Origin of the sequence: Plantactinospora sp. B5E13, assembly GCF_039871775.1 — a bacterium.
GTDB lineage: Bacteria > Actinomycetota > Actinomycetes > Mycobacteriales > Micromonosporaceae > Plantactinospora.
This window is the reverse complement of sequence record NZ_JBDPLT010000005.1, coordinates 148,419-174,611: the sequence shown is the minus strand read 5'-3', so window position 1 is coordinate 174,611 and position 26,193 is coordinate 148,419. Positions and strand designations below refer to the sequence as shown.

At 72.4% G+C, this 26,193-nt stretch carries 24 protein-coding genes; 10 read left to right on the top strand and 14 right to left on the bottom strand.

All coding sequences use genetic code 11. The annotated features are described in order from the left end of the window. Positions 1-17: 17 nt before the first annotated feature. Positions 18-2,891: a penicillin acylase family protein gene (locus ABGB05_RS07150; protein ID WP_347652381.1), complete on the bottom strand. Its 2,874-nt coding sequence runs from the start codon at positions 2,889-2,891 to the stop codon at positions 18-20. Between the two features lie 357 nt (positions 2,892-3,248). On the opposite strand from ABGB05_RS07150, the gene ABGB05_RS07145 reads away from it, so the two are divergent. Together ABGB05_RS07145 and ABGB05_RS07140 are read left to right on the top strand one after the other, a co-directional pair. Beyond that, positions 3,249-3,878, top strand: coding sequence for a LysE family transporter (locus ABGB05_RS07145; protein ID WP_347652380.1), 630 nt, complete (start codon positions 3,249-3,251; stop codon positions 3,876-3,878). Between the two features lie 92 nt (positions 3,879-3,970). Further along, positions 3,971-4,618, top strand: a complete 648-nt coding sequence (locus ABGB05_RS07140) for an acVLRF1 family peptidyl-tRNA hydrolase (protein WP_347652379.1) — start codon at positions 3,971-3,973, stop codon at positions 4,616-4,618. A gap of 80 nt (positions 4,619-4,698) precedes the next feature. Here the strand turns inward: ABGB05_RS07140 and ABGB05_RS07135 are convergent, their stop codons facing one another. Both ABGB05_RS07135 and ABGB05_RS07130 read right to left on the bottom strand, forming a co-directional pair. Next, positions 4,699-5,190: a hypothetical protein gene (locus ABGB05_RS07135; RefSeq protein ID WP_347652378.1), complete on the bottom strand. Its 492-nt coding sequence runs from the start codon at positions 5,188-5,190 to the stop codon at positions 4,699-4,701. Next, positions 5,187-6,095 (bottom strand): neutral zinc metallopeptidase, encoded by a 909-nt coding sequence (locus ABGB05_RS07130; protein ID WP_347652377.1) that lies wholly within the window; start codon positions 6,093-6,095, stop codon positions 5,187-5,189. Before ABGB05_RS07130 ends, ABGB05_RS07135 begins: the two co-directional genes overlap by 4 nt. Positions 6,096-6,299: 204 nt before the next feature. Between ABGB05_RS07130 and ABGB05_RS07125 the strand changes: the two genes are divergently transcribed. After that, positions 6,300-7,904: an ABC-F family ATP-binding cassette domain-containing protein gene (locus tag ABGB05_RS07125; RefSeq protein ID WP_347652376.1), complete on the top strand. Its 1,605-nt coding sequence runs from the start codon at positions 6,300-6,302 to the stop codon at positions 7,902-7,904. A 74-nt stretch (positions 7,905-7,978) separates the two neighbouring features. Here ABGB05_RS07125 and ABGB05_RS07120 read toward each other — a convergent pair whose 3' ends face one another. After that, positions 7,979-8,575: a cadmium resistance transporter gene (locus ABGB05_RS07120; protein WP_347652375.1), complete on the bottom strand. Its 597-nt coding sequence runs from the start codon at positions 8,573-8,575 to the stop codon at positions 7,979-7,981. 473 nt (positions 8,576-9,048) lie between these two features. On the opposite strand from ABGB05_RS07120, the gene ABGB05_RS07115 reads away from it, so the two are divergent. From ABGB05_RS07115 to ABGB05_RS07105, 3 genes are all read left to right on the top strand, one after another. Continuing rightward, on the top strand, positions 9,049-9,276 hold the full coding sequence (locus ABGB05_RS07115; RefSeq protein WP_007462679.1) for a helix-turn-helix domain-containing protein: 228 nt from the start codon (positions 9,049-9,051) through the stop codon (positions 9,274-9,276). Positions 9,277-9,322: 46 nt separating this feature from the next. Then, positions 9,323-10,096 carry an enoyl-CoA hydratase/isomerase family protein gene (locus ABGB05_RS07110; RefSeq protein WP_347652374.1) on the top strand — a complete coding sequence of 258 codons (774 nt, stop codon included), beginning with the start codon at positions 9,323-9,325 and terminating at the stop codon, positions 10,094-10,096. 336 nt (positions 10,097-10,432) lie between these two features. Further along, positions 10,433-12,388 carry an ABC transporter ATP-binding protein gene (locus tag ABGB05_RS07105; RefSeq protein WP_347652454.1) on the top strand — a complete coding sequence of 652 codons (1,956 nt, stop codon included), beginning with the start codon at positions 10,433-10,435 and terminating at the stop codon, positions 12,386-12,388. Here the strand turns inward: ABGB05_RS07105 and mug are convergent. The 6 genes from mug to ABGB05_RS07075 all read right to left on the bottom strand — a co-directional run bounded on the left by mug (position 12,373) and on the right by ABGB05_RS07075 (position 16,933). Next, positions 12,373-12,942 carry a G/U mismatch-specific DNA glycosylase gene (gene mug, locus ABGB05_RS07100; RefSeq protein WP_347652373.1) on the bottom strand — a complete coding sequence of 190 codons (570 nt, stop codon included), beginning with the start codon at positions 12,940-12,942 and terminating at the stop codon, positions 12,373-12,375. The genes ABGB05_RS07105 and mug overlap by 16 nt on opposite strands. Positions 12,943-13,240: 298 nt before the next feature. Continuing rightward, the gene (locus ABGB05_RS07095) at positions 13,241-14,002 is read right to left on the bottom strand and encodes an SDR family oxidoreductase (RefSeq protein WP_347652372.1); all 762 of its coding nucleotides are present in this window, start codon (positions 14,000-14,002) and stop codon (positions 13,241-13,243) included. 38 nt (positions 14,003-14,040) lie between these two features. After that, a complete protein-coding gene (locus ABGB05_RS07090) occupies positions 14,041-14,493 on the bottom strand; it encodes a hypothetical protein (protein ID WP_347652371.1) in 453 nt (150 codons plus the stop codon). Positions 14,494-14,502: 9 nt separating this feature from the next. Beyond that, a complete protein-coding gene (locus tag ABGB05_RS07085) occupies positions 14,503-15,330 on the bottom strand; it encodes a DUF692 domain-containing protein (protein ID WP_347652370.1) in 828 nt (275 codons plus the stop codon). Then, positions 15,327-16,244 (bottom strand): TIGR04222 domain-containing membrane protein, encoded by a 918-nt coding sequence (locus tag ABGB05_RS07080; protein ID WP_347652369.1) that lies wholly within the window; start codon positions 16,242-16,244, stop codon positions 15,327-15,329. Before ABGB05_RS07080 ends, ABGB05_RS07085 begins: the two co-directional genes overlap by 4 nt. 110 nt (positions 16,245-16,354) lie before the next feature. Then, positions 16,355-16,933: a helix-turn-helix domain-containing protein gene (locus ABGB05_RS07075; RefSeq protein ID WP_347652368.1), complete on the bottom strand. Its 579-nt coding sequence runs from the start codon at positions 16,931-16,933 to the stop codon at positions 16,355-16,357. Between the two features lie 87 nt (positions 16,934-17,020). Here ABGB05_RS07075 and ABGB05_RS07070 point away from each other — a divergent pair, with 87 nt between their 5' ends. The 3 genes from ABGB05_RS07070 to ABGB05_RS07060 all read left to right on the top strand — a co-directional run bounded on the left by ABGB05_RS07070 (position 17,021) and on the right by ABGB05_RS07060 (position 19,802). After that, positions 17,021-17,878, top strand: a complete 858-nt coding sequence (locus ABGB05_RS07070) for a carbon-nitrogen hydrolase family protein (protein ID WP_347652367.1) — start codon at positions 17,021-17,023, stop codon at positions 17,876-17,878. A gap of 82 nt (positions 17,879-17,960) precedes the next feature. Then, entirely contained in the window at positions 17,961-18,605 is a 645-nt protein-coding gene (locus ABGB05_RS07065) for an HAD-IA family hydrolase (protein ID WP_347652366.1), read from the top strand. Between the two features lie 339 nt (positions 18,606-18,944). Then, the gene (locus ABGB05_RS07060; protein WP_347652453.1) at positions 18,945-19,802 is read left to right on the top strand and encodes an RIO1 family regulatory kinase/ATPase; all 858 of its coding nucleotides are present in this window, start codon (positions 18,945-18,947) and stop codon (positions 19,800-19,802) included. 6 nt (positions 19,803-19,808) lie between these two features. On the opposite strand, the gene ABGB05_RS07055 is transcribed toward ABGB05_RS07060, so the two are convergent. Beyond that, positions 19,809-20,054 (bottom strand): DUF2630 family protein, encoded by a 246-nt coding sequence (locus tag ABGB05_RS07055; protein WP_347652365.1) that lies wholly within the window; start codon positions 20,052-20,054, stop codon positions 19,809-19,811. Between the two features lie 391 nt (positions 20,055-20,445). Here ABGB05_RS07055 and ABGB05_RS07050 point away from each other — a divergent pair, with 391 nt between their 5' ends. After that, the gene (locus tag ABGB05_RS07050) at positions 20,446-21,090 is read left to right on the top strand and encodes a hypothetical protein (protein ID WP_347652364.1); all 645 of its coding nucleotides are present in this window, start codon (positions 20,446-20,448) and stop codon (positions 21,088-21,090) included. A gap of 166 nt (positions 21,091-21,256) precedes the next feature. On the opposite strand, the gene ABGB05_RS07045 is transcribed toward ABGB05_RS07050, so the two are convergent. From ABGB05_RS07045 to ABGB05_RS07035, 3 genes are all read right to left on the bottom strand, one after another. Then, a complete protein-coding gene (locus tag ABGB05_RS07045) occupies positions 21,257-22,039 on the bottom strand; it encodes a TIGR03089 family protein (protein WP_347652363.1) in 783 nt (260 codons plus the stop codon). Positions 22,040-22,121: 82 nt separating this feature from the next. Next, entirely contained in the window at positions 22,122-23,030 is a 909-nt protein-coding gene (locus ABGB05_RS07040; protein WP_347652362.1) for an NADP-dependent oxidoreductase, read from the bottom strand. A gap of 172 nt (positions 23,031-23,202) precedes the next feature. After that, the gene (locus ABGB05_RS07035) at positions 23,203-26,019 is read right to left on the bottom strand and encodes an aconitate hydratase (RefSeq protein WP_347652452.1); all 2,817 of its coding nucleotides are present in this window, start codon (positions 26,017-26,019) and stop codon (positions 23,203-23,205) included. Positions 26,020-26,193 lie beyond the last annotated feature (174 nt).

The following is a 26,193-nucleotide window of genomic DNA, read 5'->3' as shown; positions in this document are numbered from 1 at the left end:
GCCCTTTCGTACGTTCGTCACCTGCCGGACGGGAACGACACCACCTGCTGGTAGGTGGGCCGGTTCTGCCAGGCGATCAGCCGGTGCCGGATCCCGCCGAGCGGGGACTGCACGATGGCGTCGGCACACCACTGGTCGCCGGCCGCGCAGTGCTCGTCACCCGGATACACCTCGGCGGCCGGTCGGGCGGCCGCGTCACGCAGCGTCGCCAGCAGGATCTGCCGGCACGCCGCCAGGTCGCCGTCCCCGCAGTACGTCCGCCCGAGTCCGCCGGCGACCGGTTCGCCGAGCACCGCCCGCAGGTCGGCGTCGACGTACCCCCACCAGCCGTACTGGAACGACGAGCCCTTGTGGGTCTGGGCCGACGCGGCCGAACCCGGCAGGTCGGAGTCGTCGCCCCGCTGGTGGCCGGAGGGTGACTCGTTGACCTGGAGGGTGTTGACCAACGCCTGGTACAGCTCGGGGCCGAGCGGCCCGGCGAACTGGCCGCGGACCAGCAGCGGCCACCAGGCGTCGAAGATCCGGATCGCCTCCGCGTGCTGGTACCGCCGCGATCCGCGCGCGGTCTCCACCCGCAACCCGCCCGCCGCCCGCCAGGCCCGCAGCGTGCCGACCACGTCGGCGAGCCGGGCGTCGGTGACCGGTTGGCTCTCCAGCACCCGGAGCAGTTCGTCCAGCACCTCGACCGCGCGCAGGTCGGTCAGCCCGGCCTGCTGCACGAGGGCGGTGAGCGAGGCCCGGTCGAATCTCCGGCCGTCGGCCAGCGCCGCCCGGATCGGCCGGTCCAGCAGGTCACTCCGGTGTACGGCGCCGAAGCTGAAGTTGCCGTCGGCGGCACCGAAGTCGGCGGCCTGCTTGTTGTTCCAGCTGACGTAGTAGTCCTGGTCGACCGAGTTCGGGTGCGCCTCGGCCGGCAGGTAGTCGGCGGTGTTCGTCGCCGGGTCGAAACCCTGCCACTCGTACGCCGGCTCGGCCCGGATCGGCAGGTTCGGGTTCGACCCCGGGGCGCGTACCGGGTTCAGCCCGGAGTTGAGGTACGCCGCCTGGGTGGAGTTGACGTAGAACCAGTTGAAGGCGTACCCGATTTCGGCGGCGGCGGCCTGGAACGCCGCGGCGTCGCCCATCACCGCCGGGTCGTTGAACATCTGGAAGCCGATCGCCGAGTCGGCCTCGTGCCGGTACGTCGACCGGAGCCGGGTGAACGCGTACGGCTGACCGTCCACCGTGCCGCGCCAGGCCACCAGGCCGAGTTCGGTACGGCGGGCGACCAGCCGGTACGACCCGGCGGCGGTGCTGTCCGCCAGCGTCGGCTGCCACGAGTTGACGTGCGACAGTTCCTCCATCGACCGGCACGCGCCCCGGTAGCGGTACCGGTTGCTGGCCAGGGTCGGGGTGCTGCCGTCCACCGTGCACAGCGGCAGCGCGTACGTGTCGGTGATGTCCTGGGTCGCCGAGGTGGCGCTCCAGGCGTAGTCCTGGCCCCGGCCGAGCAGCACGTAGAGGTTGATGCCGGCGAACGCGGCACCCCGGGCGCTGATCCCCGGCCCCTGCAACTCCTGCACCATCAACAGCTGCGGTGCGAAGTAGCCGGTCTGCGGCCCGAAGACGGCGACCGGGTGACCGGTGGCGGAGTGCGCCGCGGAGATGACGGCGGCGTTCGACATGCCACGCTGCGCCGGTCCGATGGTCAGTCCGGAGAGCGCGGCGGCGAGCTGGGCACCCCGGGTCGGGGTGTTGTCGCCGGCGGAGCCGGTCGGGTCGGTGGTCACCGGTTCGGGCCGTACCGAGCCGGGGTCCGGGAGCACCACGCTCGGCGCGTCCGGGTCGGCGGCACCGTACGGGAAACTCTGCCCGTCGTGCAGGGTGAGTACGGTCTCCGGGTTGTTCTGGGAGCGGAACGCCGTCCAGACCCGGTCGCCCTCGACGGGCCCGTACCGGGCCCGGGCGGCGAGCCGGACCAGGGCGGACTGCATCTCGGTGCCGCCACCGCCGCCGAACAACCCGCCGACGACGCCGGCGATGGCGATCAGGTCGGTCATCTGGAACGGTTCGGGGCCGCCCGCGTTGGTGATCGCGTCGAGGTGGCCGGTGAGCACGTACTCGCCGGGGCAGTTCCGTCGACTCATGCAGTGTCGGATGTACGCGTTGATCCCGTCGATGTAGTCGCGGACGTCCGCGTACAGCTGCTCACCCCGGGGGCCCCGGGTCCGCAGCGCGTCGACCTGGGCGGCCAGGTCCGCCTCCCGGTACGGGGAGTTCCGCCAGACGCTCTGTTCGAGCGCCCGGTTGCCGGGTGCCCCACCGGCGAACGAGGTGAGGGTGCCCCGGCCGACGTGCCGGAGCAGGTCCATGGTGAAGAGGCGGTCCTCGGCGCCGACGTAGCCGGCGCCGAACATGGTGCCGCCCCGGGTGCTTCCGGTGACGTGCGGCACTCCGGTGGCCCGGTCGCGGACCACGGTGACGTCGGCGCGGGGCGCGTAGCTGCGTTCGACCTGGCCGGCGGGGACGCCGAAGGCGGCGCTGGTGAAGAACGTGTCGATCTGGTCCTCGCGCAGTCCGGCGTAGCCGTAGACCAGGTCGGCGTACCGGCCGAGCTGGTCTGCGGAGTGCGGGGGGAGCAGACCGAGGGTCTGGTTGGCCAGGATGTCGACGAGGGTGGCGTTGCCGTTCTGTCCGGGCGGCAGGATGTCGGCGCACGATCCGAGGCAGTGGTCGACAACGGCCGGGCCGACGGTGGATCCGGCGGCCGGGGCGGCGGGTGCCGGCGCGGCCGGGGCGGCGGGTGCCGGCGCGGCCGGGGCGGCGGTGGGCGTGGTCAGGGCGACGGCGGCGGTGGTCAGGACGGCGGTCGCGACGGCGGTGAACCGGCGGGGCGGGGCGGGTCGGGACATTCGGTGCTCCTCGCGGCGGCGGTGGCACGTGAAGAACGAACCTTCTCCACCGGAACCACGCGGCGCATACGCTCCGACTTCCCCCTGCGACCACGACGGACCGCAGGGGAGACGGAAGAAGGGTTCGATGTTCGACTACCGGATGGTAACCATTCGGGCCGGTCGATGCAGTGTTCGTCGCGGCGGGCGCCGGCGTCTCGGCGGTACGGAGAAATTCGGTCGACCCGACCGGACCGGCCGGGACACACTGACCGCCATGATCGTGCCGAAGTCGCGGACCAGCCGGATCGTCGTCGTGCCGACGCGGCGACAGCGCCGGTCCACCGCGTCGGCGGCGGTCGTTGCGCTCCCGACGCCATGAACGACGCGTTCGTCGCGGGCCTGCTCGCCGGTTACGGGGTGGCCGTACCGGTCGGCGCCATCGCGATCCTGGTCATCGGACTGACCGCCCGTACGTCGATCCGGGTCGGCGCGGCCGCCGCGCTCGGGGTCGCCACCGCCGACGGGCTCTACGCGGCCGTCGCGGTACTCGGCGGGGCCGCGTTGGCCGGGGTGATCGAGCCGATCGCTGTACCGCTGCGTTGGATCGCCGTCGCGGTCCTGCTGCTGCTCGCGGTCACCGGTGCGGTCGGTGCGATCCGGCACCGGCGGGATCCGGGGCGTGCCGCCCGTACCGAACGGGGGCTCGGTACGCCACTGCGGGCGTACCTCGGACTGCTGGCGTTGACCCTGCTGAACCCGATGACCATCCTCTACTTCGCCGCACTGGTGCTCGGCCGTCGGGCCGGAGCGGACTGGACGGCGGCGCAGGAGGGGCTGTTCGCGCTGGCCGCCTTCGTCGCCTCGGCGAGTTGGCAGTTGCTGGTCGCGACCGGCGGTTCCCTGGTCGGTCGGCTCCTGGCCGGACCGCGTGGGCGGCTCGGCACCGCCCTGGCCTCCAGCGTGCTGATCACCGCCCTGGCGGTCGGCCTGCTGCTGGGGTGGTGAACCGGGCGGCGGCTGCTCGGCTGGAGTGGCCGGCGGGCTGCCGGGACCGGGTCGTCTGTCAGGTCGGCGGGCGCGAGGCGTACCGTCACGGGGTGAGCAGTCGTCCCGCCGCCGGCGGTGGTCGGTGGGTGGAGGTGCCGCCAGCCCGGATCGCCCGGTGGATCGACAACTTCACGGCCCGGCACGGCACGCCGCAGGTGGAACCCGTCGAGCCCGGTCTGCGACTCAGCACCCCGGACGGCACCGTCGCGGTGCTGCACGCCCCGCCGGGAATGCCCGCCGCCGCCGAGTTGTCCGGATTCCTGGCGGCGGTCCGGACATCACGCCGGATCGGCCTGCTGCTGGCCCGCAAGAGCGCGGTGGCGGTCGGGATCGCCGACGGCGAGCGGCTGGTGAGCTCCAAGGTGGACAGCCGGTACGTGCAGAGTCGCACCGCCGCCGGGGGCTGGTCCCAGCAGCGGTTCGCCCGACGTCGGGAGAACCAGGCGAAGGCCGCCGCCGGGGACGCCGCCGAACTGGCGGTACGCCTGCTGCTGCCCGAGGCCGGTACGCTCGCCGCGCTGGTGACCGGCGGCGACCGGCGCACCGTGGAGGCGATCCTGGCCGACCGGCGACTCGCTCCGCTGACCCCGTTGCGCGCCGAGCGGCTCCTCGACGTACCGGAACCCCGGCACGCGGTCCTGGTCGAGGCGGTCGACGCCGCCCGGGCGGTGCAGATCCTGGTCCGCGACCCCGACTGAACGGGGCCGGGCCGGTGGTCGGTACCGCGGCCGCGCCTGGCGGCACTCGACCGGTCCACCGCCCGGGCCCGACGACGCGGTCATCGGGAGAGCCGTCGGAGATGGTCCAGGACCGTGGTCGTCGGATGCCGGTGGTGCCCGGCGACCGTGGCCACGACCGCCGGAACCGCCCGGCGTAGTCCGGCGTTGTCCGGCCGGACCGGACGTTCCGGGGTCACGGCGAGGACCCGGGGCACGACGCCGGCCTCCGCACCGGCGACCATCTTGTGGTGCCCGTCGAGCAGATAGCCGACCAGGCTCTCCGGCGTCGTAAACAGCGCTACCACCGCCGGCCGTACTCCGGCCGCGATCCGTTCCCGGTACGCGGCGACCACCGTCCGCTGCCGGTGTGGCCGGGGGTCGGTGCCGACCAGCGCCAGCTCCTCGGCGTACGTGCCGTCCCGGTCCGTGGACCACAGCTGGCCGCCGGGCCGTCCGTCCCGTCCACCACGACATTGTCGGTGGCCCTGACGGTGCAGGGAGGAGCGGGTCCGGCTGCCGCGGCGGGCGACGCTGACCGCCGGACGTGTCAACCGGCGGCGCCGAAGGTGTCGCAGGACTTCGGGTCGCCGCTGTCGTGGCCCTGCCGGAACCACTGCTGGCGTTGCGTCGACGTGCCGTGGGTGAACTGCGACTCGTCGATCCGGCCGCCGGACCGCTGCTGGATCGCGTCGTCACCGATCGCCGCCGCGGTGTCCAGTCCCTCCTGGACGTCCCGCTGGGTGAGGCTGTCGAAGATCTTCACACCCCGCTCGTCGGCGGTGCCGGTGGCGTTGCGGGCCCAGGCGCCCGCGTAGCAGTCGGCCTGCAGCTCCATCAACACCGAGAGATCGTTCGCCCGGCTCGGGGTCCGTTCCTGCTCGCGCCGGACCTGGGCCTCGGTGCCGAGCAGGTCCTGCACGTGGTGGCCGTACTCGTGGGCCAGCACGTACGGCTGGGCGAACTCACCCGGCGCGCCGAGCTGTTCGGCCAGCACCCGGTAGAAGGAGAGGTCGAGGTAGACCTTGTCGTCGAGCGGGCAGTAGAACGGGCCGACGCCCGAGTCCGCCTGACCGCAGCCGCTGTTCACCACCTGCGCGAAGAAGACGGTGTCCGACTCCTGGTACGGCCGGCCGAAGTGTTCCGGCATCGCCCGTTCCCAGTACGCCTGGATGGAGTTGACGTACAGCGCGTTGCGGCAGTCGAGCTGCCGCAGCGCGTCCTGGGCGTCACATCGCTGCTCGATCGCGGTGTTGTCGCCACCGGACCCGCCGCCGTCGCCGGTCAGCGCGTTGAGTCCGAAACCGCCGCCGACCAGTACGGCGACGACGGTGACGATGAGGCCGATCAGGCCGCCTCCGCCCGAGATCGGGATCGGCAGCCCGCCCAGCCCGCCGCCGGAGCCGCGCCGGTCCTCGACCTGACTGGTGTCGATGTCGGCGTTGTCGTTGAGTTCCATCACACCCCCGATCCGTGGGTGTGACCGGTGATACCCAGCGATCTTGATCGGTAATCCGGACCCGACCGCCCGGCGTCGCCCGGTACACTCGGTCCCGTGCTGCTCTGCGAAGGCTGAACGCCCCGCGCCGACGGAACGTACGGGTCCGCCGGCTGGTTTGTGTGCCCTGAGTCAGCCTTCGACCCCGAGAGCGAGTTCGTCGAGATGATCACTGCAAGCGGTCTGGAACTCCGTGCCGGCGCCCGGATCCTGCTCTCCGACACCACCCTGCGGGTCCAGCCCGGCGACCGGATCGGCCTGGTCGGCCGCAACGGTGCCGGCAAGACCACGACGCTCAAGGTGCTGGCCGGCGAGGGCCAGCCGTACGCCGGGCAGATCGACCGGCGCAGCGCCATCGGCTATCTGCCGCAGGACCCGCGCACCGGTGACCTGGAGGTGACCGGCCGCGACCGGGTGCTCTCGGCGCGCGGTCTGGACGTGCTGATGGCCCAGATGAAGGAGCTCGAGGAGCGGCTCGCCGCGGACGCCGACGAGAAGCTGGTTCGCCGCTACGGTGCGCTGGAGGACCAGTTCGCCGCCCTGGGCGGGTACGCGGCCGAGGCCGAGGCCGCCCGGATCTGCGCCAACCTCGGCCTGCCGGACCGCGCGCTGGCGCAGACCATCGGCACCCTCTCCGGCGGTCAGCGCCGGCGCATCGAGCTGGCCCGGATCCTGTTCCGGGACGCCGGCGAGAACGGCGGTGGCATCCTGCTGCTCGACGAACCGACCAACCACCTCGACGCCGACTCGATCACCTGGCTGCGGGGCTTCCTCGCCAACCACAAGGGCGGCCTGATCGTGATCTCCCACGACGGTGCGCTGCTGGAGTCGGTGGTCAACAAGGTCTGGTTCCTCGACGCCACCCGGTCCGTGGTCGACGTGTACAACCTGGGCTGGAAGGCCTACCTGGAGGCGCGCGAGACCGACGAGCGCCGCCGTCGCCGGGAACGGGCCAACGCGGAGAAGAAGGCCGGCGCCCTGATGGCGCAGGCCGACAAGATGCGGGCCAAGGCCACCAAGACCGTCGCCGCGCAGAACATGGCCCGCCGGGCGGAGAAGCTGATCTCCGGCCTGGAGGAGGTACGGGTCGCCGACCGGGTGGCCAAGGTGCGCTTCCCCAGCCCCGCGCCCTGCGGCAAGACCCCGCTGACCGCGACCGGCCTGTCCAAGTCCTACGGCTCGCTGGAGATTTTCACCGACGTCAACGTGGCGGTGGACCGCGGTTCGCGGGTGGCCATCCTGGGGCTCAACGGTGCCGGCAAGACGACGCTGCTGCGGATGCTCGGTGGCCTGCTCGCCCCGGACACCGGCGAGGTGCACGCCGGGCACGGGCTGCGGTTGGGCTACTACGCCCAGGAGCACGAGACGCTGGACGTGGACCGGACGGTGTTGGAGAACATGCGCGCCGCCGCGATCGAGCAGTCCGACACCGACCTGCGCAAGATCCTCGGCGCCTTCCTCTTCTCCGGTGACGACGTCAACAAGCCGGCCGGGGTGCTCTCCGGTGGGGAGAAGACCCGGTTGGCCCTGGCCACCCTGGTCTGTTCGGGAGCGAACGTCCTGTTGCTGGACGAGCCGACGAACAACCTCGACCCGGTCAGCCGGGAGCAGGTGCTGGACGCCATCGCCCGCTATCCCGGGGCGATCGTGCTGGTCACCCACGACCCGGGCGCGGTGTTGGCGCTCAAGCCGGACCGCGCGATCCTGCTCCCGGACGGCGACGAGGACGCCTGGAGCGACGACCTGCTCGAACTGGTCGAGCTGGCGTAGCCGGTCGCTCCGCCGCCGACCCGCGCGGGTGTGCCGACCCGCGCGGGCGTGCCGGACCGGTGAACCGCCGGCCGTCAGTCGAGGCCGACGAGCCGGCCGAGGACGCCGGAACCCACCAGGATGGCCAGGCCGATGGTGATGAACAGTGCCGGGACCAGCCAGCGGCCCGCCCGGCCGACCAGCCGGACCACCCGGGGATGTCCGCCCAGCGCGGCCGCCGCCGCGCACCAGACCCCGACCAGGACGACAAAAACCAGCAGGTACGTGCCCGCGTCGGCCGGACCGACGGTCCGGAAGACGGGTGCGTAGACGGCGATGTTGTCGGCGCCGTTGGCGACCGTCACGGCGGCCACGCCGAGGGTGCCGGTGACCGGCTGCGGTGGGCCCTCCTCGTCGCGGCGCAGCAGTGCCCGTACGCCGAGGGCCAGGGGCAGCAGTCCGAGCAGCCCGGTCCACGGCTCGGGGACGACCAGCAGGCCGGCGCCCGCCGCCAGCCCGGCGCCGACCAGTACGCCGATTCCCGCGTACTGACCGACGACGATCTGCCAGGGCCGGGGCCGTCCGGCGGTACGCGCGGCGACGAAGAGCACGGTCAGTACGACAATGTCGTCGACGTTGGTGGCCGCGAAGACGGCGGCGGCCCCCGCCGCCGTCGCGAGTTGATCCGCCACATGCGACACCCTAGGGGCTGGATCACCATTCTGCGGAATCCACTGCACTGAATCCGAGCGGTCCTCGGAAAGTCGCCGCTGGTGGCGAAACTTGCCGGGTGGGCACGGAAACTCGACGGTTGGTTACCCCGACTCTCCGGACGGGGGAAGTTATCCCGACCTGTGGCGCACCGAACCGAACCGATGGCCGGTAAAACCGGACCGGCGGTGCTGCCGAACATGGCTGGTGGGCGGAAAACTGGGAGGCGGCCGAGGGAAACCTGTACGGCGTCGCGCGAAACCCGCGCAGGGGCGTGGAAACCACACCCCGACCTCAGCCCGGAGCGCGCCGTCGGCGCAATCACTCAATCGGGAAACTGACACTGCTGTGCGTGTCGGTTGGCGAAGAGTTGATATCTAGCGCATGATCGTTCGAGGCGGTCTAATAGGTGGGACCGTATCGAACCGCACAGTCTGGGACGTGAGGAATCAACATGGCAGCCACTGGCACAGCCACCAGCACTGAGAAGGGTCGCCGGATCGTCGGGGCCGAGCGTCAGACGCTCGCCAAGGACCTGGTCAAGCGGTATACCTCCGGCGAAAGCATCCGCGCCCTGGCGGCCTCGACCGGCCGTTCCTACGGGTTCATCCACCGGGTGCTCACCGAGTCTGGTGTACAGCTTCGCCAGCGTGGCGGTGCACGTCGACGGAAGAAGGCGTGACCCGCTCAGCAGCCTGGTCCGGAGCCGAACGCCCGCGGAATCATTCGTGACCGCTGGCGTACGACTGAATTGCGACGGGCCGGTCGCGACGATGACGTTGTGCCGGCCCGACGTACTCAACGCGCAGACGCCCGAGATGTGGCGGGCGATGCGTGAGTTCTCCCGGGAGCTGCCGGGGGACGTACGAGTTGTCGTGGTGCGGGGTGAGGGTCGGGCATTTTCCGCCGGGCTCGACCTGTCGGTGGCGACCGGTGCCGGCGAGGACGGGACGTCCGGCGGCGCACTCGCCGAGCTCGCCACCCTGGCACCGGAAGAGTGCGCGGAGCGGATCGCCGGATTCCAGGCCGGATTCACCTGGCTGCACCGCCCCGACCTCATCTCGATCGCGGCGGTGCAGGGTCATGCCATCGGCGCGGGTTTCCAACTCGCCCTCGCGTGTGATCTTCGGGTGCTCGCCGACGACGCGGTGTTTTCCATGGCCGAGGTGATGCTCGGCCTCGTCCCCGATCTCGCCGGCACACAACGGCTGGTGGAGCTGCTCGGGTACTCCCGCGCCCTGGAACTCTGTGTCACCGGCCGACGGGTCGACGCCACCGAGGCGGTCGGGCTCGGCCTGGCGACCGTGGTGGTGCCCCGGGCCGACCTCGACGCGGCCGTCCACGACCTGGCCGCGGCGGTTCTGGCCGGCAACCGCGACGCGGTGGTGGAGATCAAGGCGCTGTTGGCCGGCGCGACCGGACGTACCGCGGCCGCACAGCAGCGGGCCGAGCGGGAGGCGCAGACGCGCCGGATACGTGATCTTGCCGGGCTGGGCGAATAGGCTGGGACCGGACGGCCGGTGACGCCGGTTCCGCTCCGAACGGATCAGCCCCGCCCCGGTGGAGCCCGATCGTGTGCGGCCCTGACCGGGTCGGCCCTGACCGGGTCGGTGCCCCGGCCGGCCCGACGACGCCCACCCGGCCGGGCCCGCCCTGACGACCGGTCGAGCCGACCCGGCAACCTCGCCGATCCGACGCCGACGCCGATCCGACGCCGATCCGACGCCGACGCCGACGCCGACGGTCCGGCGGCGCGGAAGGATCTTTCGGGAAGATTCGCGCCGCCGCTCCGGTTGTCGTAGAGGTTGGAGACTGGGAGGTCGCGCGTGGTCAACCCGATGGGGTCCGGTGGCAGCATGGGCGGTTGGAGCATGCTGCGCTCGTTGCGCAACCGCGACGAGGTCACGGCGCACCGGGTCAGCCGGCGCAGCGTACGGCGGATCGTCGAGTTCGCCCGCCCGTACCGCCGGGACATCGTTGTGTTCCTGATCACCGTGGTGCTCGCCGCGGTCATCGGGGTCGCCACGCCGGTCCTGGCCGGTGACGTGATCAACGCCATCTCCGGGGGCGACGCGGGCGCCGGCCGGCTGGTCGTCCAACTCGCCCTGGTCATCGCCGGCCTGGCGATCGTCGACGCGCTGCTCTCGCTGGCCCAACGCTGGTACTCCGCCCGGATCGGCGAGGGGATCATCCTCAACCTACGGACCCGGGTCTACGACCACGTCCAGCGGATGCCGCTGCAGTTCTTCACCCGGACCCAGACCGGTGCCCTGGTCAGCCGGCTCAACAACGACGTACTCGGCGCGCAGCGGGCCTTCACCACCACGCTCTCCGGGGTGGTCAGCAACATCATCCAGCTGGTGCTCACCGCCGGGGTCATGTTCACCCTCTCCTGGCAGATAACCCTGCTGTCGTTGGTGCTGCTGCCGATCTTCATCGTGCCGGCGCGTCGGGTCGGCCGTCGGCTGGCGGAGATCACCCGGGAGTCCTACGACCTCGACGCGAAGATGAACGCCACGATGACCGAGCGGTTCGGGGTTTCCGGCGCGCTGCTGGTCAAGCTCTTCGGCCGGCCCGACGTCGAGGCGCGGCGCTTCGCCGACCGCGCCGAGCGGGTCCGGGACATCGGCATCCAGTCCGCGATGTACTCCCGGACCTTCTTCGTCGCGATGCTGCTGGTCGCGTCGCTCGCCCAGGCCCTCACGTACGGGCTCGGCGGCTGGCTGGCCGTCCGGGGCAGTGTCAGCGCGGGCACCGTGGTCACCCTCGCCCTGCTGCTCACCCGCCTCTACGGGCCGCTGACCGCGCTCTCCAACGTCCGGGTGGACGTGATGAGCGCGCTCGTCTCGTTCGACCGGGTCTTCGAGGTGCTCGACCTCGCCCCGTCCATCGCCGAGAAGCCGGACGCGGTCCGGATTCCCCACGGTGCCGGCCGGGTGGAGTTCCGCGACGTGCGGTTCCGCTACCCGAGCGCCGCCGAGGTGTCGCTCGCCTCCCTGGAGGACGTCGCCGCCCTGGACCGGACGGTCTCCGAGCCGGTGCTGCGCGGGGTCTCGTTCGCCGTCGAGCCCGGGCAGATGGTGGCCCTGGTCGGTCCCTCCGGTGCCGGCAAGTCGACCACGTCGATGCTGCTCTCCCGGGTCTACGACGTCACCGACGGCGCGGTCCGGGTCGGCGGGGTCGACGTCCGGGACGCCACCCTCGACTCGCTGCGCGACACCATCGGTGTGGTCACCCAGGACTCGCACCTGTTCCACGAGACGATCGCGGAGAACCTCCGGTACGCCAAACCGGACGCCACCGACGACGAACTCTGGGCGGCGCTGCGCGGCGCACAGGTCGAGGACCTGGTCCGGGAGCTGCCGGACGGGCTGGACACCATGGTCGGCGAACGCGGGTACCGGTTCTCCGGCGGCGAGAAGCAGCGGATCGCGATCGCCCGACTGCTGCTCAAGGCCCCGTCGATCGTCATCCTTGACGAGGCGACCGCGCACCTGGACTCCGAGTCCGAGGCGGCGGTGCAGCGGGCGCTCGCGGTCGCCCTGCAGGGACGTACCGCGCTGGTCATCGCCCACCGGCTCTCCACCGTCCGGGACGCCGACCAGATCCTGGTGCTGGACGGCGGACGGATCGTCGAACGTGGCCGGCACGACGAACTGGTCGCGGTCGGCGGCCTCTACGCCGAGCTGTACCGGACCCAGTTCGCGGTCGCCGACTCGCCGGCGCCGTACACCGACGCGGTCGGCCCGGATCCGGTCGTCACCATGCCCCGACCCGACTACGACCCGGTCTGAGCGACCTCGGCCCGGAGTTCGGCGAACGCGGCGGCCAGCCCGTCCACGGTGAAATGGGCGTTGAGTCCGCTCGGGTTCGGCAGCACCCACAACGCGGCGCCACCCAGCGACTCCGGCTGCCGGCCCAGCCGGGCGGTACGTCGATCGAAGGCGACCCGGTACGCGGTGACGCCCAGCACGGCGACCCAGCGTGGCCGGTACCGTTCGACCTTGTCGACGAGTTCCCGTCCGCCCCGGACGAGTTCGTCGCGGGTCAACTCGTCGGCCCGGGCGCTGGCCCGGGCCGCCAGGTTCGTGATGCCCAGGCCGTGGTCGAGCAGTTCTGTCTGCTCGGCCGGGTCGAACTGCCGAGGGGTGAAGCCGCCACGGTGCAGTGCCGGCCAGAACCGGTTGCCGGGGCGGGCGAAGTGCCAGCCGGTCGCCGCCGAGTAGAGCCCCGGGTTGATGCCGCAGAACAGTACGTGCAGACCGGGTGCGATCAGGTCGGGCAGCAGCCGGTCGGCCGCCGCGGCCACCTCGGCCGGAGTCGGTCGCACGATCGTCGGCCGCGCCACGGCCTTCCCGGACGTCGGCCCGTCGACGGTCGTAGGTGCGGCCGGGGGACGGTGCGGCAACGACGCGCGGCCCGGTGCTGTGGTGCGGCGGGGCTGCCGCGCCGCCCCGGTCACGTCCGCCGGCCGCGTCTGACCGCCCACACCGCCAGCAGCGCCACCGCCGACACCACCGCCAGGCAGCAGACGCCGCCGCCCACGATCAGGATCAGCTTGGTCACCTTGATGGCCTTCCCTTCACAACGGCTGGCAACGCTACCCGGTCATGCTGGCCGCGGCCCCGGCCCGGGCCGGGACGGGCTCAGATGGTGCGTAGGGCGCCGCCGTCGACCGGGATCGTGACCCCGGTCAGGTAGCCGGCGGCGGGGGAGAGGGCGAAGGCCGCCACCCGGCCGAACTCCGCCGGTTCGCCGAGCCGCCGCAGCGGGATCTCCGCCTCGGCGGCGGCCCGGGCCCGTTCCGGGTCTCCGCTGGCGGCGAAGAGTTCCCGGTTGCGGTCGGTGAGGATCCGTCCCGGCAGCAGACTGACCACCCGGACGCCGCGCGGGCCGTACTCGTCGGCCAGGTCCTTCGCGACGCCGGCCAGCCCGGGGCGGAGGCCGTTGGAGATGCCGAGTCCGGGGATCGGGGCCCGCACCGAACTGGAGAGCACCAGTCCGATGGCCCCGCCACCGTCCAGCGTGGTCGCCACCGTACGGGCCACCCGGACCGTACCCAGGAAGATCGTTTCGAACCAGTCCCGCCACTGCGCGTCGGTCACCTGGGCGGCGCTGCCCCTCGGTGGCCCGCCGACCGAGACCAGCGCACCGTCGAGCCGACCGAACCGGTCCAGGGCGGTCCCGACCAGTCGGGTCGCCGTCTCCGGGTCGGCCAGGTCAGCGGCGAGCCCGACCGCCCGGTCGGCGCCGCCGAGCCGCCGCGCGGCGGCGACCGCCTGCGCCTCGTTCCGAGACGAGAGCACCACCCGGGCGCCGTCGGCGACCAGACACTCGGCGGTGGCGAAGCCGAGGCCCTTCGACGCGCCGGTCAACACGTACACCCGGTCCGCGAGTCCGAGATCCATGTGCGTGATCCTATGCCCCGGCACCGGTCAGTGGATCTTCACCCTCGGCGTCGGCGCAGGGGCACCACCCGGATCCGGCCGGCGACCTGGCAGACCAGGGCACCGTCGACCCGCCGGACCGCCGGCCACCGGCGGCGGCGCGGTGCCGTGCTGCCGTCGTACCGCCAGCTGGCCTCCCGGACGGCGAGTTCCTCGGCGGCCACGGTCGGCAGCTGCCCCTTGGCGACCAGCCCGCGGGCCAGGTCCCACCCGTCGCGCAGCGATCCCCGGGTCGGGCGGCTGGTGGCCCAGCCGGCGAAGACCGGGAACCAGCGGTGACCGAGGCCGGCGGCGAGCATCGGCCACTGCCGGGCCGTCTCGCCGGCCCGTTTGCGCAGCAACGCGGCGCGGGCGACGCCGACCAGCCGGTCGTCGAAGCCGGGCGGCACCGGTGCCCCGGCGACCAGCGTCGCCACCAGTGCGGCCTGCCGGTCGGCCAACGATCCGGTCACGTCGCCTCCTCAGGTGATCGCCGGATAACCGGACGCCTCGGCGATCGCGTCGAGTTCACCGCGCAACGCCGCCGCCTCCGGATAGTGCCCGTCGCGCTCCAGCAGCAGCGCCGGTGGCCGGTGCCGCGCGCACAGGTCGGTGACCAGGTCGAGGACCGCGTCCGGGACCGGGTCGGTGTGCGTGTCGTGGTAGATCCCGTCGTGCGCGGCACCCCCGGCGACGTGTACGTAGCCGATCCGGTCCAGCGGAAGCCGGTCGAGCAGGGCCAGCGGGTCGCTGCCCCGGTTGCGGGCGTTGGCGTAGACGTTGGCGATGTCGAGCAGCAGCAGCGCCCCGGTACGGTCCAGGATCTCGGTGAGGAACTGCGCCTCGTCCAGTTCGTCGTCCGGCCAGTCGAAGAGCGCGGCGATCGGCTCCAGGGCCAACGGCACGGTCAGTTCGGCCTGGACCCGGCGGACGTTGGCGACCACCGCGTCGACCGCCTCCCGGGTACGCGGCAACGGCAGCAGATGTCCGGCCTCGACCCCGCCGGCCCGGACGAACGCGATGTGTTCGCTGGCCAGTGGCGCGTCCAGCAGTCGCGCCACCTGGGCGAAGTGTCGGACCCGGTCCGGCTCGACCGGCTCCGCGCCGCCGAGGGAGAGCCGCACCCCGTGCGGTACCACGGCCACCCCCCGGTCGCGGAGTTCGGCCAGGGCCGGCGGCGGCCCAGTGCTGGCCACGGACTCGGCGATCACCTCGACGAACCGCAGGCCGGGCAGGTCGGCGACAAAACCGGAGATCTCCGGGCGCCAGCCGATGCCCACCCCGTACGTCGTGGCCCCGTCGCCGGTCATCCGCCGCAGCCCCCGCCGCAGCCCCCGCCGCAGCCGCCGCCGCATCCGCTGCCGCCGCTGCAGCCACCGCCGGAGTCACCGCCTCCGCCGGAGTCGCCCGACCCGCCAGCCCCGGACGCCGCCGTGCGTTGGATCTCCGCCTGCGCGGCGAAGGCCGGGTCGAGATCGTAGAGCGCGGCGGTGCCGAAGATGGCGACACCCATCGCGGCGCCGGCCACCCCGTAGGTGGCGTAGGCGGGAGAGTTGACGGGGGAGAGGTGCTGGTAGCGCACACGCATCTGGCGCAGCACGGTCTTCGCCGCCCGGGTCTGCCGGGGCACCATGAACAGCAGCACCAGACTGGTGGGGAGGAGGAAGGCGAGGGCGAGCACCAGGAAACCGACCGGCCGGTCGGCGGCCAGGCCCGCGCCGAGTCGGACCGCGCCGAGGGCGACCAGGCCGAGCAGCAGCAACGGCCCGGTCCGCGCCGCCAGGCGGGCGTCGGCCGTCGGGGCCAGCCCGTCCCGTTCCAGCCCGGACCGCAGGTCGGTCAGCGCCGTCCGGACACCGCCGTCACCGGTCAGCTGGCCGGCCCGGATCCGTCGACCGGTCGCCTCGTGCACCGCCCACTCCAACCTGCTGGCGCCGGTTGGCAACGGCCCGGTCCGGTGCAGTCGCCGGTCGGCTCCGGTGCCGACCGCGCCGGCGGCGCGGAGTGCGCCGAGCGCGGTGTAGACCGCCAGCGAGTCGCCGCCGTTCAGCCAGGCGACCTGGACCGGATGCAGGTGATCGAGGTCGGACGGGGTGCGCCCGGCGAACCGTACCGACCGGTGGACCAGGGTGCCGACCACGAGCACCGCGGCGGTCGAAAGGAAGAACACCAGGAAGGTGGGCCCGGGGATGCCCCAGGTGTCGGGTTGCCCGAGAACGTCCATCGCGGTTGCTCCTGCCGTACGGGGTGGGTGCCGCCCATTGTGGATCGGCCGCGCCAGCCCGTCGACCCGGCGCCGGGCGCTGGCCGGGGACGTACCGCCGGACGTCCGGCTCAGGCACCGGGTCGGCGTACCGCCTCTTCGATCAGGTCGAGGACCGGGCCGAGGTCGCCCGCCGGCCGGGCCATCGCCAGCTGCAGCACGAGGCCGTCGTACGCCAACTCCAGGAACCGGGCCAACGTCTCGATCGGTACGTCGTCGCGCAGCACCCCGGCGTCCCGCTGCCTGGCCAGCCGCTCCCGGGTCGCCTCGGCGAGACTCGCCGAGCGTTCCGCCCACCGGCGGGCGAAGGCGGGATCGGTGCGCAGCCGACGGGACACCTCCAGTTGGCTGCCGAGCCAGCCGGTGGTCTCCGGCGAGGTGGCGTCGTCGAGCAGGTCGCGCATCACCTGGACGAGGCCGTTGCGGGCCACCGTCTCGACCATCGCGGCGGCGTCGTCCTCGGCGACGGCGAGGAAGAGCGAGTCCTTGTCGCGGAAGTGGTGGAAGATCGCCCCCCGGGAGAGGCCGGTGGCCTCCTCGAGGCGACGCACGGTGGCGCCCTCGTAGCCGTGCCGGGCGAAGCAGGCCCGCGCCGCTCCGAGGATCTCCTGACGACGGGCGTCGAGCTGGTCCTGGCTTACCCTGGGCACCAGTAGATCGTGCCAGGCCCGGGCACGCTATGCAATCCGTACGTACGTCTTGGGTTACCTCGGCGTCGGGTGACTATCATCGCCGCCGTGTCGTACCCCACTCCCGCCGCCCCGCTGGACGTCGCCGCCGTCCAGGCCGAGCCGGTGCCCGGCGACGTCGCCGGCAACGCCCGCACCGCGGCCCGGCTGGTCGGCCAGGCCACCGGGGATGGCGCCCGGGTGGTGGTCCTGCCCGAACTGTTCCTGCCGGCGTACCACCCGCCGACCCTGGCCGCCGACCCGGACGGCACCCACGTCCCCGCCGACTCCGACGGCGGGATCGCCGACCCCCGGCTCGACCCGCTGCGCGCGGCGGCCCGAGACCACCGTGCCGTGGTGGTGGTCGGCGCCGCGGTCCGGCACCCGGACGGCCGGCGGACCTGTTCCGCGCTGGTGGTGGACCGGACCGGCCGGGTCTGCGCCGGATACGCCAAGCAGCAGCTCTGGGGGCCGGACGAGAACGCGCTGTTCACCCCGGGGGACCGGGGCGCGACCCTGGTGGTCGACGGATGGCGGCTCGGGCTCGGCATCTGTTATGACGGGTGTTTCCCGGAGCACGGACGGGCGGCGGCGGCCGACGGCGCGCACGCCTACCTCTGCCCGAGCGGTTACCTGGTCGGCTCCGAGCACCGCCGCGACCTCTACTACCGGGCCCGGGCCCTGGACAACACCATGTACGTCGTCTTCGCCAACGCCGTCGGCGGGGCGGTGCCGTGGCGGTTCAACGGGGGCGCCGCGGTCCACGACCCGGAGGGACGGACCGTGGGCCGGGCCGGCGACCGGGGCGAGGCGGTGGTGGTCGCTCGACTCGACCCGGCCGAACTGCTACGGGTCCGGGACGCCCACCGGATGCTCCTCGACCGACGCCCTGACCAGGGCCTCGTGCGGGCCCTGTTGACCGCCTGAACACCTGCTGTCTATTCGGGCAACCCGGTTGTTTACATGCTGGGACTGTTGCCCGACGGGGTATGTCCCGTACTGTTCGCGAGTGCCGCTGTTGCTCCTTGATCTGGACAACACCCTGCTTGATCGGGCCGGCCCGTTCCGACACTGGGCGGAGGGCTTCCTGGCCGAGATCGGGGCACCGAAGAGTGACGTCGAATGGCTACTCTCGGTGGACGCGGACGGCTTGACCAACCGCTGGGATGTGGCCGACGCCATCCGGGACCGGTACGCGCTCAGGATCCCGTCGATCGACCTGGTCGAGGCGCTGTACGACGGGGTGGTGGAGAACACCCGGCTCGACCCGTTGATCGCGTGCGCGCTGCGGATCGCCGACGACGCCGGCTGGGTGCCGGTGGCGATCAGCAACGGCACCACCCGGCAGCAGGAGCGCAAGATCCGGGAGACCGGTCTGGACCGCTACCTCGCGGACTGGGTGATCTCCGAAGAGGCCGGGGTGAGCAAACCGAACCCGCGGATCTTCGCGCTGGCCGCCGAACGGGTCCGGATGCGGTTGCGCGGCGCCTGGATGGTCGGCGACAGCCCGGAGGCCGACATCGGCGGTGCGGCGGCGGTGGGTCTGCCCAGTGTCTGGCTGCACCGAGGTCGCCGCTGGATGGAGCGCCGGTACGCACCCACCCGGACGGCCGACGGGCTGATCCCGGCCCTCGCCGCGGTCCTCGCCAGCTGATTCCGGTCCTCGCCAGCTGTCGCCGTCGGCTCGTACGGTCTCCGTGCCGGCTGATCCCGTCGCCGCCCGGTTAATTCCGTTGACGAACCTCCGGTGGGCTGACCATCATCGTCCCCGTCAGAGATGTGTCCGGGGCACCGCTCCGGCCGAGTGGAGGGAGGAGAGCGAAATGGCCGTCACTGTCGTGCGCTTCCGCCTGCCTTCTTCCTACTCGACCGAGGGATTCCTGCTGTGTCCGTACATGATTTCGACGACGATCACGCCACCCATGCCCGTCGTGGGGGTGGCCGCTCCGGCGGCGGTCGACGCGCCCGGCGCTTCGACGACGACGAACCACTTCTGCTGAAACGGACCCGGCCCGCTCCGATCGCCGCCGTCGACCCGGATCTGGACCGGCCCGACGAGGGCGACCAGTGGTCCAGCTGGGACCAGGCGGTGCACGGGCCGACGCCGTACCCGGACTGGCTGGTCACCGAACTGGCCGCCACCGACACCGAACTGGGCGTACTCAAGACCGGCAAGGAAGCGGACGTGCACCTGGTCCGGCGGGGGATCCCGGACACCGACCGGAGCTGTCTGCTCGCGGTCAAGCGCTACCGGGAGCCCGAGCACCGGCTCTTCCACCGGGACGCCGGTTACCTGGAGGGACGCCGGGTACGCCGGTCCCGGGAGAACCGGGCGATGGAGGGACGGACCGCGTTCGGCCGCAAGATGATCGCCGGGCAGTGGGCGGCCGCCGAGTTCGCCGCGCTCTCCCAACTGTGGGAGTTGGGCAACAAACTCGGCAGCATCGCGGTGCCGTACCCGGTCCAGCTGCTCGGCACCGAGCTGATGCTGGAGTTTGTCGGAGACGCCGAGGAGGGGCTGGCGGCACCCCGGCTGGCGGCGTTGCGGCCCGAACCCGACCTGCTGCGGCGGCTCTGGGACCAACTCGTCGACGCGCTGGTCGTACTGGCCCGGGCCGGGCTGGCGCACGGCGACCTGTCGCCGTACAACCTGCTGGTGCACGGGGACCGGCTGGTGCTGATCGACCTGCCACAGGTGGTCGACGTGGTGGCCAACCCGACCGGACCCGAGTTCCTGGCCCGGGACGTACGGGTGGTGTCGACCTGGTTCGTGGCCCGGGGCCTGCCGGCCGACCTGGCCGACCCGGCGGCGCTGACCGCGTCCCTGCTCCGCGAGGCCGGACTGCGCTGACCGGCGCTACTGCAGGTACTTCTCCACCTCGTTGACGCTGCGCGTCCCGGCGGTGTCCGGATCACCACCGGCCTGCCGGGTCGCGCGGCGCCGGCGGAGCAGGTCCCAGCACTGGTCGAGGGACTCCTCGAGTTCCCGCAGTCGGGTCCGTTCCTCCTCGGAGGTCGCCTCGACCTGCTGTGCGTGCGAGCGCAGCTGGTGCTCCTCGTCGACCAGTTCGTTGATCCGGCTGAGAATCGTCCTGTCGTCCATGTCCAAGATCCTGGCACAGCGTGAGGGTGCTCGCCCACCAACGGCGTACCGCGCGACAACATCGTGGCCAGCGCCGCCGTGCCGGCGATCACCCAGCCCGGCGGTGCGGCGCTCGGCCCGGGAACCGGGCCGGTCCCGGTTCCCGGCGCCCCCGGTAGCCGACCCGCGCGCACCCGGGGTGTTCCGGGCCGACCGACCGCGACGGCAGACCCGTTGTCCGTCACCGGATCGCCGTCCTGCTGCCATTTGGTCATTCCCGGCCGACAAGGTTGGTCTTTTGATATGAACTACCAGTCCTGGTGCCGGAAAAGCCCACAGATAGGGCATCTTCGATGCCAGGGGAGCAGCCCTGCCCGCAGGGACCGGATCCCGAACGAAAAGAGCCACCATCATGGACGAAGCGACGCTGCCGACACCGCTGCGGGAGGCCGTGACGGTCACCACGGCAGGGGCCACCGGCGTGGCCCGACTGGTCATCCAGGGCCTGCTCGAACTGGTCCACGACCCGGTCGCCGCGGACCAGGCGACCGGGTACCTGATCGCCCGGCTGCCGGGCTACGCCCCGATGTGGCACATCGCGAACGCCGTCCGGTCCGCCGAACCGGCCGAGGCACTGCGGCGGATCCGGGCGGAACTCGACCATGCGGTGGACAACACGGTCAAGGCGACCGTCGGTTGGGTCGCCGAGCGGGGCGAACCGGTCACCTCCGCCCCGAGCAGCTCGATCGTGACCCAGGTGCTGGCGCAGCTCCCCGCCCGATTCCGTACCGGTGAACCGATGGTCGCGCTGGCCGGCGCCGACGCGATCGGACCGACCACGGTGCTCAACATCCGGGGCACCAGGGAGTTGGCCGAGCGGCTGCCGACCCTGGTCGTCACCACCGCGCTCAAGCTCGTCCCCGAGCCGGTGTTCGCCCGACTGGGCGCCCCGGTCTTCGAACACATCCCGCTGGAGACGTTCGTCGGCGTGGTGCTCGACGGTGAGGTGCTGCCCCCCGCCGAGGTCGGACGCCGCGCCGCGGAACTCGGCGGGTGACCCGCCGGCCGGGGAGACCCGCCGTCGGGTCGTGGCATCGCCCAGTTCCCGCCGCTCGGATCCCCCGGCCGGCCAGAAACCTCCCGTTCGCCGGCCCGTTCGTCGGCCCCCTCCGCCACCGCCCGGTGGTCAGACCTCGCTGCGCCGGCCGGTCGGTCGGTGGACCTCACAGCACCCGGGTAACCCGTTCCTCCTCGGCGCGTCGGCGCACGGTCGCCGGGTCGAGGTTGGCGCAGAGCACGATCGTGGCGCCGGCGACCAGCGGCGCCAGCAGCCACTTCACCGGATGTTCGTGAGCGGCCGCGTCGACCAGCACCCGGTCACCGGGGTTGAGGTCGAAGACCTCTTCCGCCAGCCCTCGGGCCAACCGGCCCCACTCGGCGTAGCTGGTGCCGTCGACACTGGCCGCGTCGTCCGGGTGGAGCGGCACGTACGGGTGCAGGTTGGCGTCGTGCCCGCGTACCTCGGTGAGGTAGTCCCGGTAGCCGGTCGGCGGCTCGGCCAGCGGCGCGGCGTCCGGGGCGAAGCCCAGCACGAACCGGTGTGTCGCCTCGGGGACGTGGTCGAGCCAGTCGTCGATCCGGCCCAGGGCGGCGTACGTGACGTCGAACGGCTCCTCGACGCCCGGCCCGAGTCGGGGCAGCCCGGCGGTCGCGGTGCCGTGGAAACTCACCGACACCCCGGCCGACCAGGTGCCGAGCAGCACGGCGGCGGTCTGCCAGTGTGGCGGCAACAGCACCGCCGCCCGCGCGTCGATGCCCAGCCCGCAGCCCCGGACGAGCAGGTTCGCCGTGCGGGCCACCCACCGGCCCAGCGCCTCGGCGGAGAGTTCGGTGCGTTCACCGGACGCGTCGTCGTAGTAGGTGAGCAGCGGCCGGGCCGGAGCCGCCGCCAACGCGGACGCGAACAGCGCCGGCACCCCGCTCACCCGGCCGGTGGTCTGCCGCACGGGCCAGCCCCTTCCTGTCGACGCACCGACGATACCGGCCGGGGAGCCCGACCCGACCCCACCGGTCAGGGGCCGGATGCGATCAGTCGACGACGATCACCAGTTTGCCCCGGCCGTGCCGGGTCTCCAGTTCGCGGTGCGCCTCGGCGGCCCGGTCGAGGGGGAACGTACGACGGACGTGGATCAGGAGCCGACCCTGCCGGTGCAACTCGACCAGTTCGGCCAACCGCTGCGCGGAGCGGAGGTTCGAGGTGACCCGGATGCCCAACTCCTCGGCTCTGCCGTGCTCGACCAGGGTGAGGATCCGTTTCCGGTCGGCGACGAGGTCGAGCGAGGCCCGCAGTGCCTCACCACCCGCACCGTCCAGCGCGGCGGTGACGTCCGGCGTGAGCCGGCGGACCCGCTCGACCAGCCCCGGCCCGTACGTCACCGGGATCGCGCCGAGCGTACGCAGGTAGTCGTGGTTCTCCTCGCGGCCGGTGCCGAGCACGGTCGCACCGGCCGCCACCGCGAGCTGTACGGCCACCGTGCCGACCCCGCCGGCCGCCGCGTGCACCAGCAGCGTGTCGCCCGCACCGACATCCAGCGCCTCCAGGGCGATGTGTGCGGTCTGCGCCCCGGCGCTGAAGCCGCCGGCGACCTCCCACGGCATCGTCGGCGGTTTGGCGGTGACCTGGGATGCCGGGACCACCAGGTACTCGGCGTACGCGCCGAGGTTGCCGAAGCCCAGCACCTCGGCGCCGACGGTGATGTCGGTGACGTCCGGCCCGAGCCGGTCGACTACTCCGGCGAACTCGTTGCCCGGAATCCTCGGCAGGGTCGGCGGGACGCCGGGCGGCGTCCAGCCGGCCCGGATCCGGGCGTCGTACGGCTGCACGCCCGCCGCCCGGATCCGGACCCTGATCTCGCCGCTGCCCGGTTCCGGGGTGGGTAGTTCCAGCAGCCGGAGCACCTCCGGTCCGCCGGGTTCGGTGAAGCCTGCCGCGCGCATCCGGGTGTCCTCTCCATGGTCGGTCGGTACGGCCCGAGTCTGCTTCCTCGACCATGGTTGAGGTCAACCCCCGGTGGGACGGGGCCGACGGCACGACGGCGCCGGGCCGGGGCCCCGGGTCGCCGCGAACGGCGACCGGGACCCCGGCCCGGGTGGTGTGTGTTGCCGGAACTCAGTTGGTGAGCATCTTGCGCAGCACGTACTGCAGGATGCCGCCGTGCCGGTAGTAGTCGGCCTCACCGGGGGTGTCGATCCGGACCACCGCGTCGAACTCGACCCCGGTGTCCGTGGTGACGCAGACGGTGCGCGGGATCTGCCCGTCGTTGAGCGCGGTCACGCCGGTGATCGAGAACGTCTCGGTGCCGGTCAGCCCCAGCGACGCCGCGTCGGTGCCGGCCGGGAACTGCAGCGGCAGCACGCCCATCCCGATCAGGTTCGAGCGGTGGATCCGCTCGTACGACTGGGCGACCACGGCCCGGACGCCGAGCAGCATGGTGCCCTTGGCCGCCCAGTCCCGGGACGATCCCGAGCCGTACTCGGTGCCGGCCAGGATCACCAGCGGGATGCCGGCCTCCTGGTACGCCACCGAGGCGTCGTAGATCGAGGTCTGCTCACCGGTCAGGTGGTTGACCGTGAAGCCACCCTCGACCCCGGGGACGAGCTGGTTGCGGAGCCGGATGTTGGCGAAGGTGCCCCGGATCATCACCTCGTGGTTGCCGCGCCGCGAGCCGTACGAGTTGAACTCGTGCCGGGCCACGCCGTGCTCGGCGAGGTACGTCCCGGCCGGCGAGTCGGCCTTGATCGAGCCGGCCGGCGAGATGTGGTCGGTGGTGACCGAGTCGCCGAGCTTCGCCAGCACCCGGGCGCCGGTGATGTCGGTGACCGCCTGCGGCTCCCGCCGCATGCCCTCGAAGTACGGGGGCTTGCGTACGTACGTCGACTCGGCGTCCCAGGCGAAGGTGTCCCCGGTCGGCGTCGGCAGCGACTGCCACTGCTGGTCGCCGGCGAAGACGTCGGCGTACGCCTGGCCGAAGCCGGTGGCGCCGATCGCGGCGTTGATCACTTCCTGGATCTCGGCCGAGGAGGGCCAGATGTCCCGCAGGTAGACGGGCTGCCCGTCGGCGCCGGTGTCGAGCGGCTCGTTGGCCAGGTCGATGTCCATCGTGCCGGCCAGCGCGTACGCCACCACCAGCGGCGGCGAGGCCAGGTAGTTCATCTTGACGTCCGGGTTGATCCGGCCCTCGAAGTTCCGGTTGCCGGAGAGCACCGAGACCACCGAGAGGTCGTGCTCGTTGACCGCCGCGGAGACCGCCTCGGGCAGCGGGCCCGAGTTGCCGATGCAGGTGGTGCAGCCGTAGCCGACCAGGTGGAAGCCGAGCTTCTCCAGGTACGGGGTGAGGCCGGCGCGCTCGTAGTAGTCCATGACCACCTTCGAGCCCGGGGCCAGGGTGGTCTTCACCCACGGCTTGCGGGCCAGCCCGCGCTCGACGGCGTTGCGGGCGAGCAGGGCGGCGCCGATCATCACCTGCGGGTTCGAGGTGTTGGTGCAGGAGGTGATCGCGGCGATCACCACCGCGCCGTGGTCGAGCTCGTACTCGTTGCCGTCGTCGCCGGTGACCCGGACCGGGTTGCTGGCCCGGCCCTTGGCGCCGGTGGCGGCGGAGATCAGCTCGCGGGGCGCGTCGGCCGGGTCGTTGACCTCGTTGGCCGGCGGGTCGCTGGCCGGGAAGGACTCCTCGCTCGCCTCGTCGGCCGGTCCGTGCGCGGTGGCGCCGTCACCGACGTAGTCGATCAGGGCGGAGCGGAACAGCGTCTTGGCGTTGCCCAGCGGCACCCGGTCCTGCGGGCGCTTCGGGCCGGCCAGCGACGGCTCGATGGTCGACAGGTCGAGTTCGAGTCGCTCGCTGTAGTCGGGCTCGGCCGTCGGGTCGTGCCAGAGGCCCTGTTCCTTGGCGTACGCCTCGACCAGCGCCACCTGCTGCTCGGTGCGGCCGGTCAGCTTGAGGTAGCGGACGGTCTCCTCGTCGATCGGGAAGATCGCGACGGTGGAGCCGTACTCGGGCGACATGTTGCCGATGGTGGCCCGGTTGGCCAGCGGCACCGCGCTGACGCCGGGGCCGTAGAACTCGACGAACTTGCCGACCACACCGTGCCGGCGGAGCATCTCGGTGATGGTCAGCACCAGGTCGGTGGCGGTGGTGCCGGCCGGCATCTCGCCGTGCAGCTTGAAACCGACGACCCGGGGGATGAGCATGCTGACCGGCTGGCCGAGCATCGCGGCCTCGGCCTCGATGCCGCCGACGCCCCAGCCGAGCACACCGAGGCCGTTGACCATGGTGGTGTGCGAGTCGGTGCCGACCACGGTGTCCGGGTACGCGGTCTGGCTCCCGTCGGGTCCCTTCCGCGCCATGATCGTCCGGGCCAGGTACTCGATGTTGACCTGGTGCACGATGCCGGTGCCGGGCGGTACGACCTTGAACTCGTTGAACGCGGTCTGGCCCCAGCGCAGGAACTGGTAGCGCTCGCGGTTGCGGCCGTACTCCAGCTCGACGTTGCGGGCGAAGGCGTCCTCGCGGCCGAACAGGTCGGCGATGACCGAGTGGTCGATGACCAGTTCGGCCGGGGCGAGCGGGTTGACCTTGGTCGGGTCGCCGCCGAGGTCACGGACCGCCTCGCGCATGGTGGCCAGGTCGACCACGCAGGGCACGCCGGTGAAGTCCTGCATGAGGACCCGGGCCGGGGTGAACTGGATCTCCACGCTCGGGTCGGCGGTGGGGTCCCACGCGCCGAGCTGCCGGATGTGCTCGGCGGTGATGTTCGCGCCGTCCTCGGTGCGGAGCAGGTTCTCCAGCAGGATCTTGAGGCTGTACGGCAGGCGTTCGTGCCCGGCCACCGTGCTGATTCTGAAAATTTCGTAGCTCGCGTCTGCGACGCGCAGCTGGCTCTTCGCACCGAAGGTGTCGAGGCTCGCCACGTCGTACTCCTTCACGCTGTCTTCGTCCCGGCCGACACCGGCCAACCCGGGCGGTCCGTCCGGCCGGGCCCGCTCGACCGGCGGGCGGGGCGGACGGCCCTTGACCAAGTCTTTCCTACCCACTCCCGGCCGGCCCGGGTCAGGTAACCCTTACCAAAGTGTCGCTGCAATAAAACCGTACGTCCGTCT

What these genes read in the sequence shown, in the direction of transcription:
- ABGB05_RS07150 (WP_347652381.1), bottom strand. Translation starts at nt 2,891, where the DNA reads ATGTCCCGACCCGCCCCGCCCCGCCGGTTCACCGCCGTCGCGACCGCC.
- ABGB05_RS07145 (WP_347652380.1), top strand. Translation starts at nt 3,249, where the DNA reads ATGAACGACGCGTTCGTCGCGGGCCTGCTCGCCGGTTACGGGGTGGCC.
- ABGB05_RS07130 (WP_347652377.1), bottom strand. Translation starts at nt 6,095, where the DNA reads ATGGAACTCAACGACAACGCCGACATCGACACCAGTCAGGTCGAGGAC.
- ABGB05_RS07125 (WP_347652376.1), top strand. Translation starts at nt 6,300, where the DNA reads ATGATCACTGCAAGCGGTCTGGAACTCCGTGCCGGCGCCCGGATCCTG.
- ABGB05_RS07115 (WP_007462679.1), top strand. Translation starts at nt 9,049, where the DNA reads ATGGCAGCCACTGGCACAGCCACCAGCACTGAGAAGGGTCGCCGGATC.
- ABGB05_RS07105 (WP_347652454.1), top strand. Translation starts at nt 10,433, where the DNA reads ATGGGGTCCGGTGGCAGCATGGGCGGTTGGAGCATGCTGCGCTCGTTG.
- ABGB05_RS07095 (WP_347652372.1), bottom strand. Translation starts at nt 14,002, where the DNA reads ATGGATCTCGGACTCGCGGACCGGGTGTACGTGTTGACCGGCGCGTCG.
- ABGB05_RS07085 (WP_347652370.1), bottom strand. Translation starts at nt 15,330, where the DNA reads ATGACCGGCGACGGGGCCACGACGTACGGGGTGGGCATCGGCTGGCGC.
- ABGB05_RS07080 (WP_347652369.1), bottom strand. Translation starts at nt 16,244, where the DNA reads ATGGACGTTCTCGGGCAACCCGACACCTGGGGCATCCCCGGGCCCACC.
- ABGB05_RS07055 (WP_347652365.1), bottom strand. Translation starts at nt 20,054, where the DNA reads ATGGACGACAGGACGATTCTCAGCCGGATCAACGAACTGGTCGACGAG.
- ABGB05_RS07050 (WP_347652364.1), top strand. Translation starts at nt 20,446, where the DNA reads ATGGACGAAGCGACGCTGCCGACACCGCTGCGGGAGGCCGTGACGGTC.
- ABGB05_RS07040 (WP_347652362.1), bottom strand. Translation starts at nt 23,030, where the DNA reads ATGCGCGCGGCAGGCTTCACCGAACCCGGCGGACCGGAGGTGCTCCGG.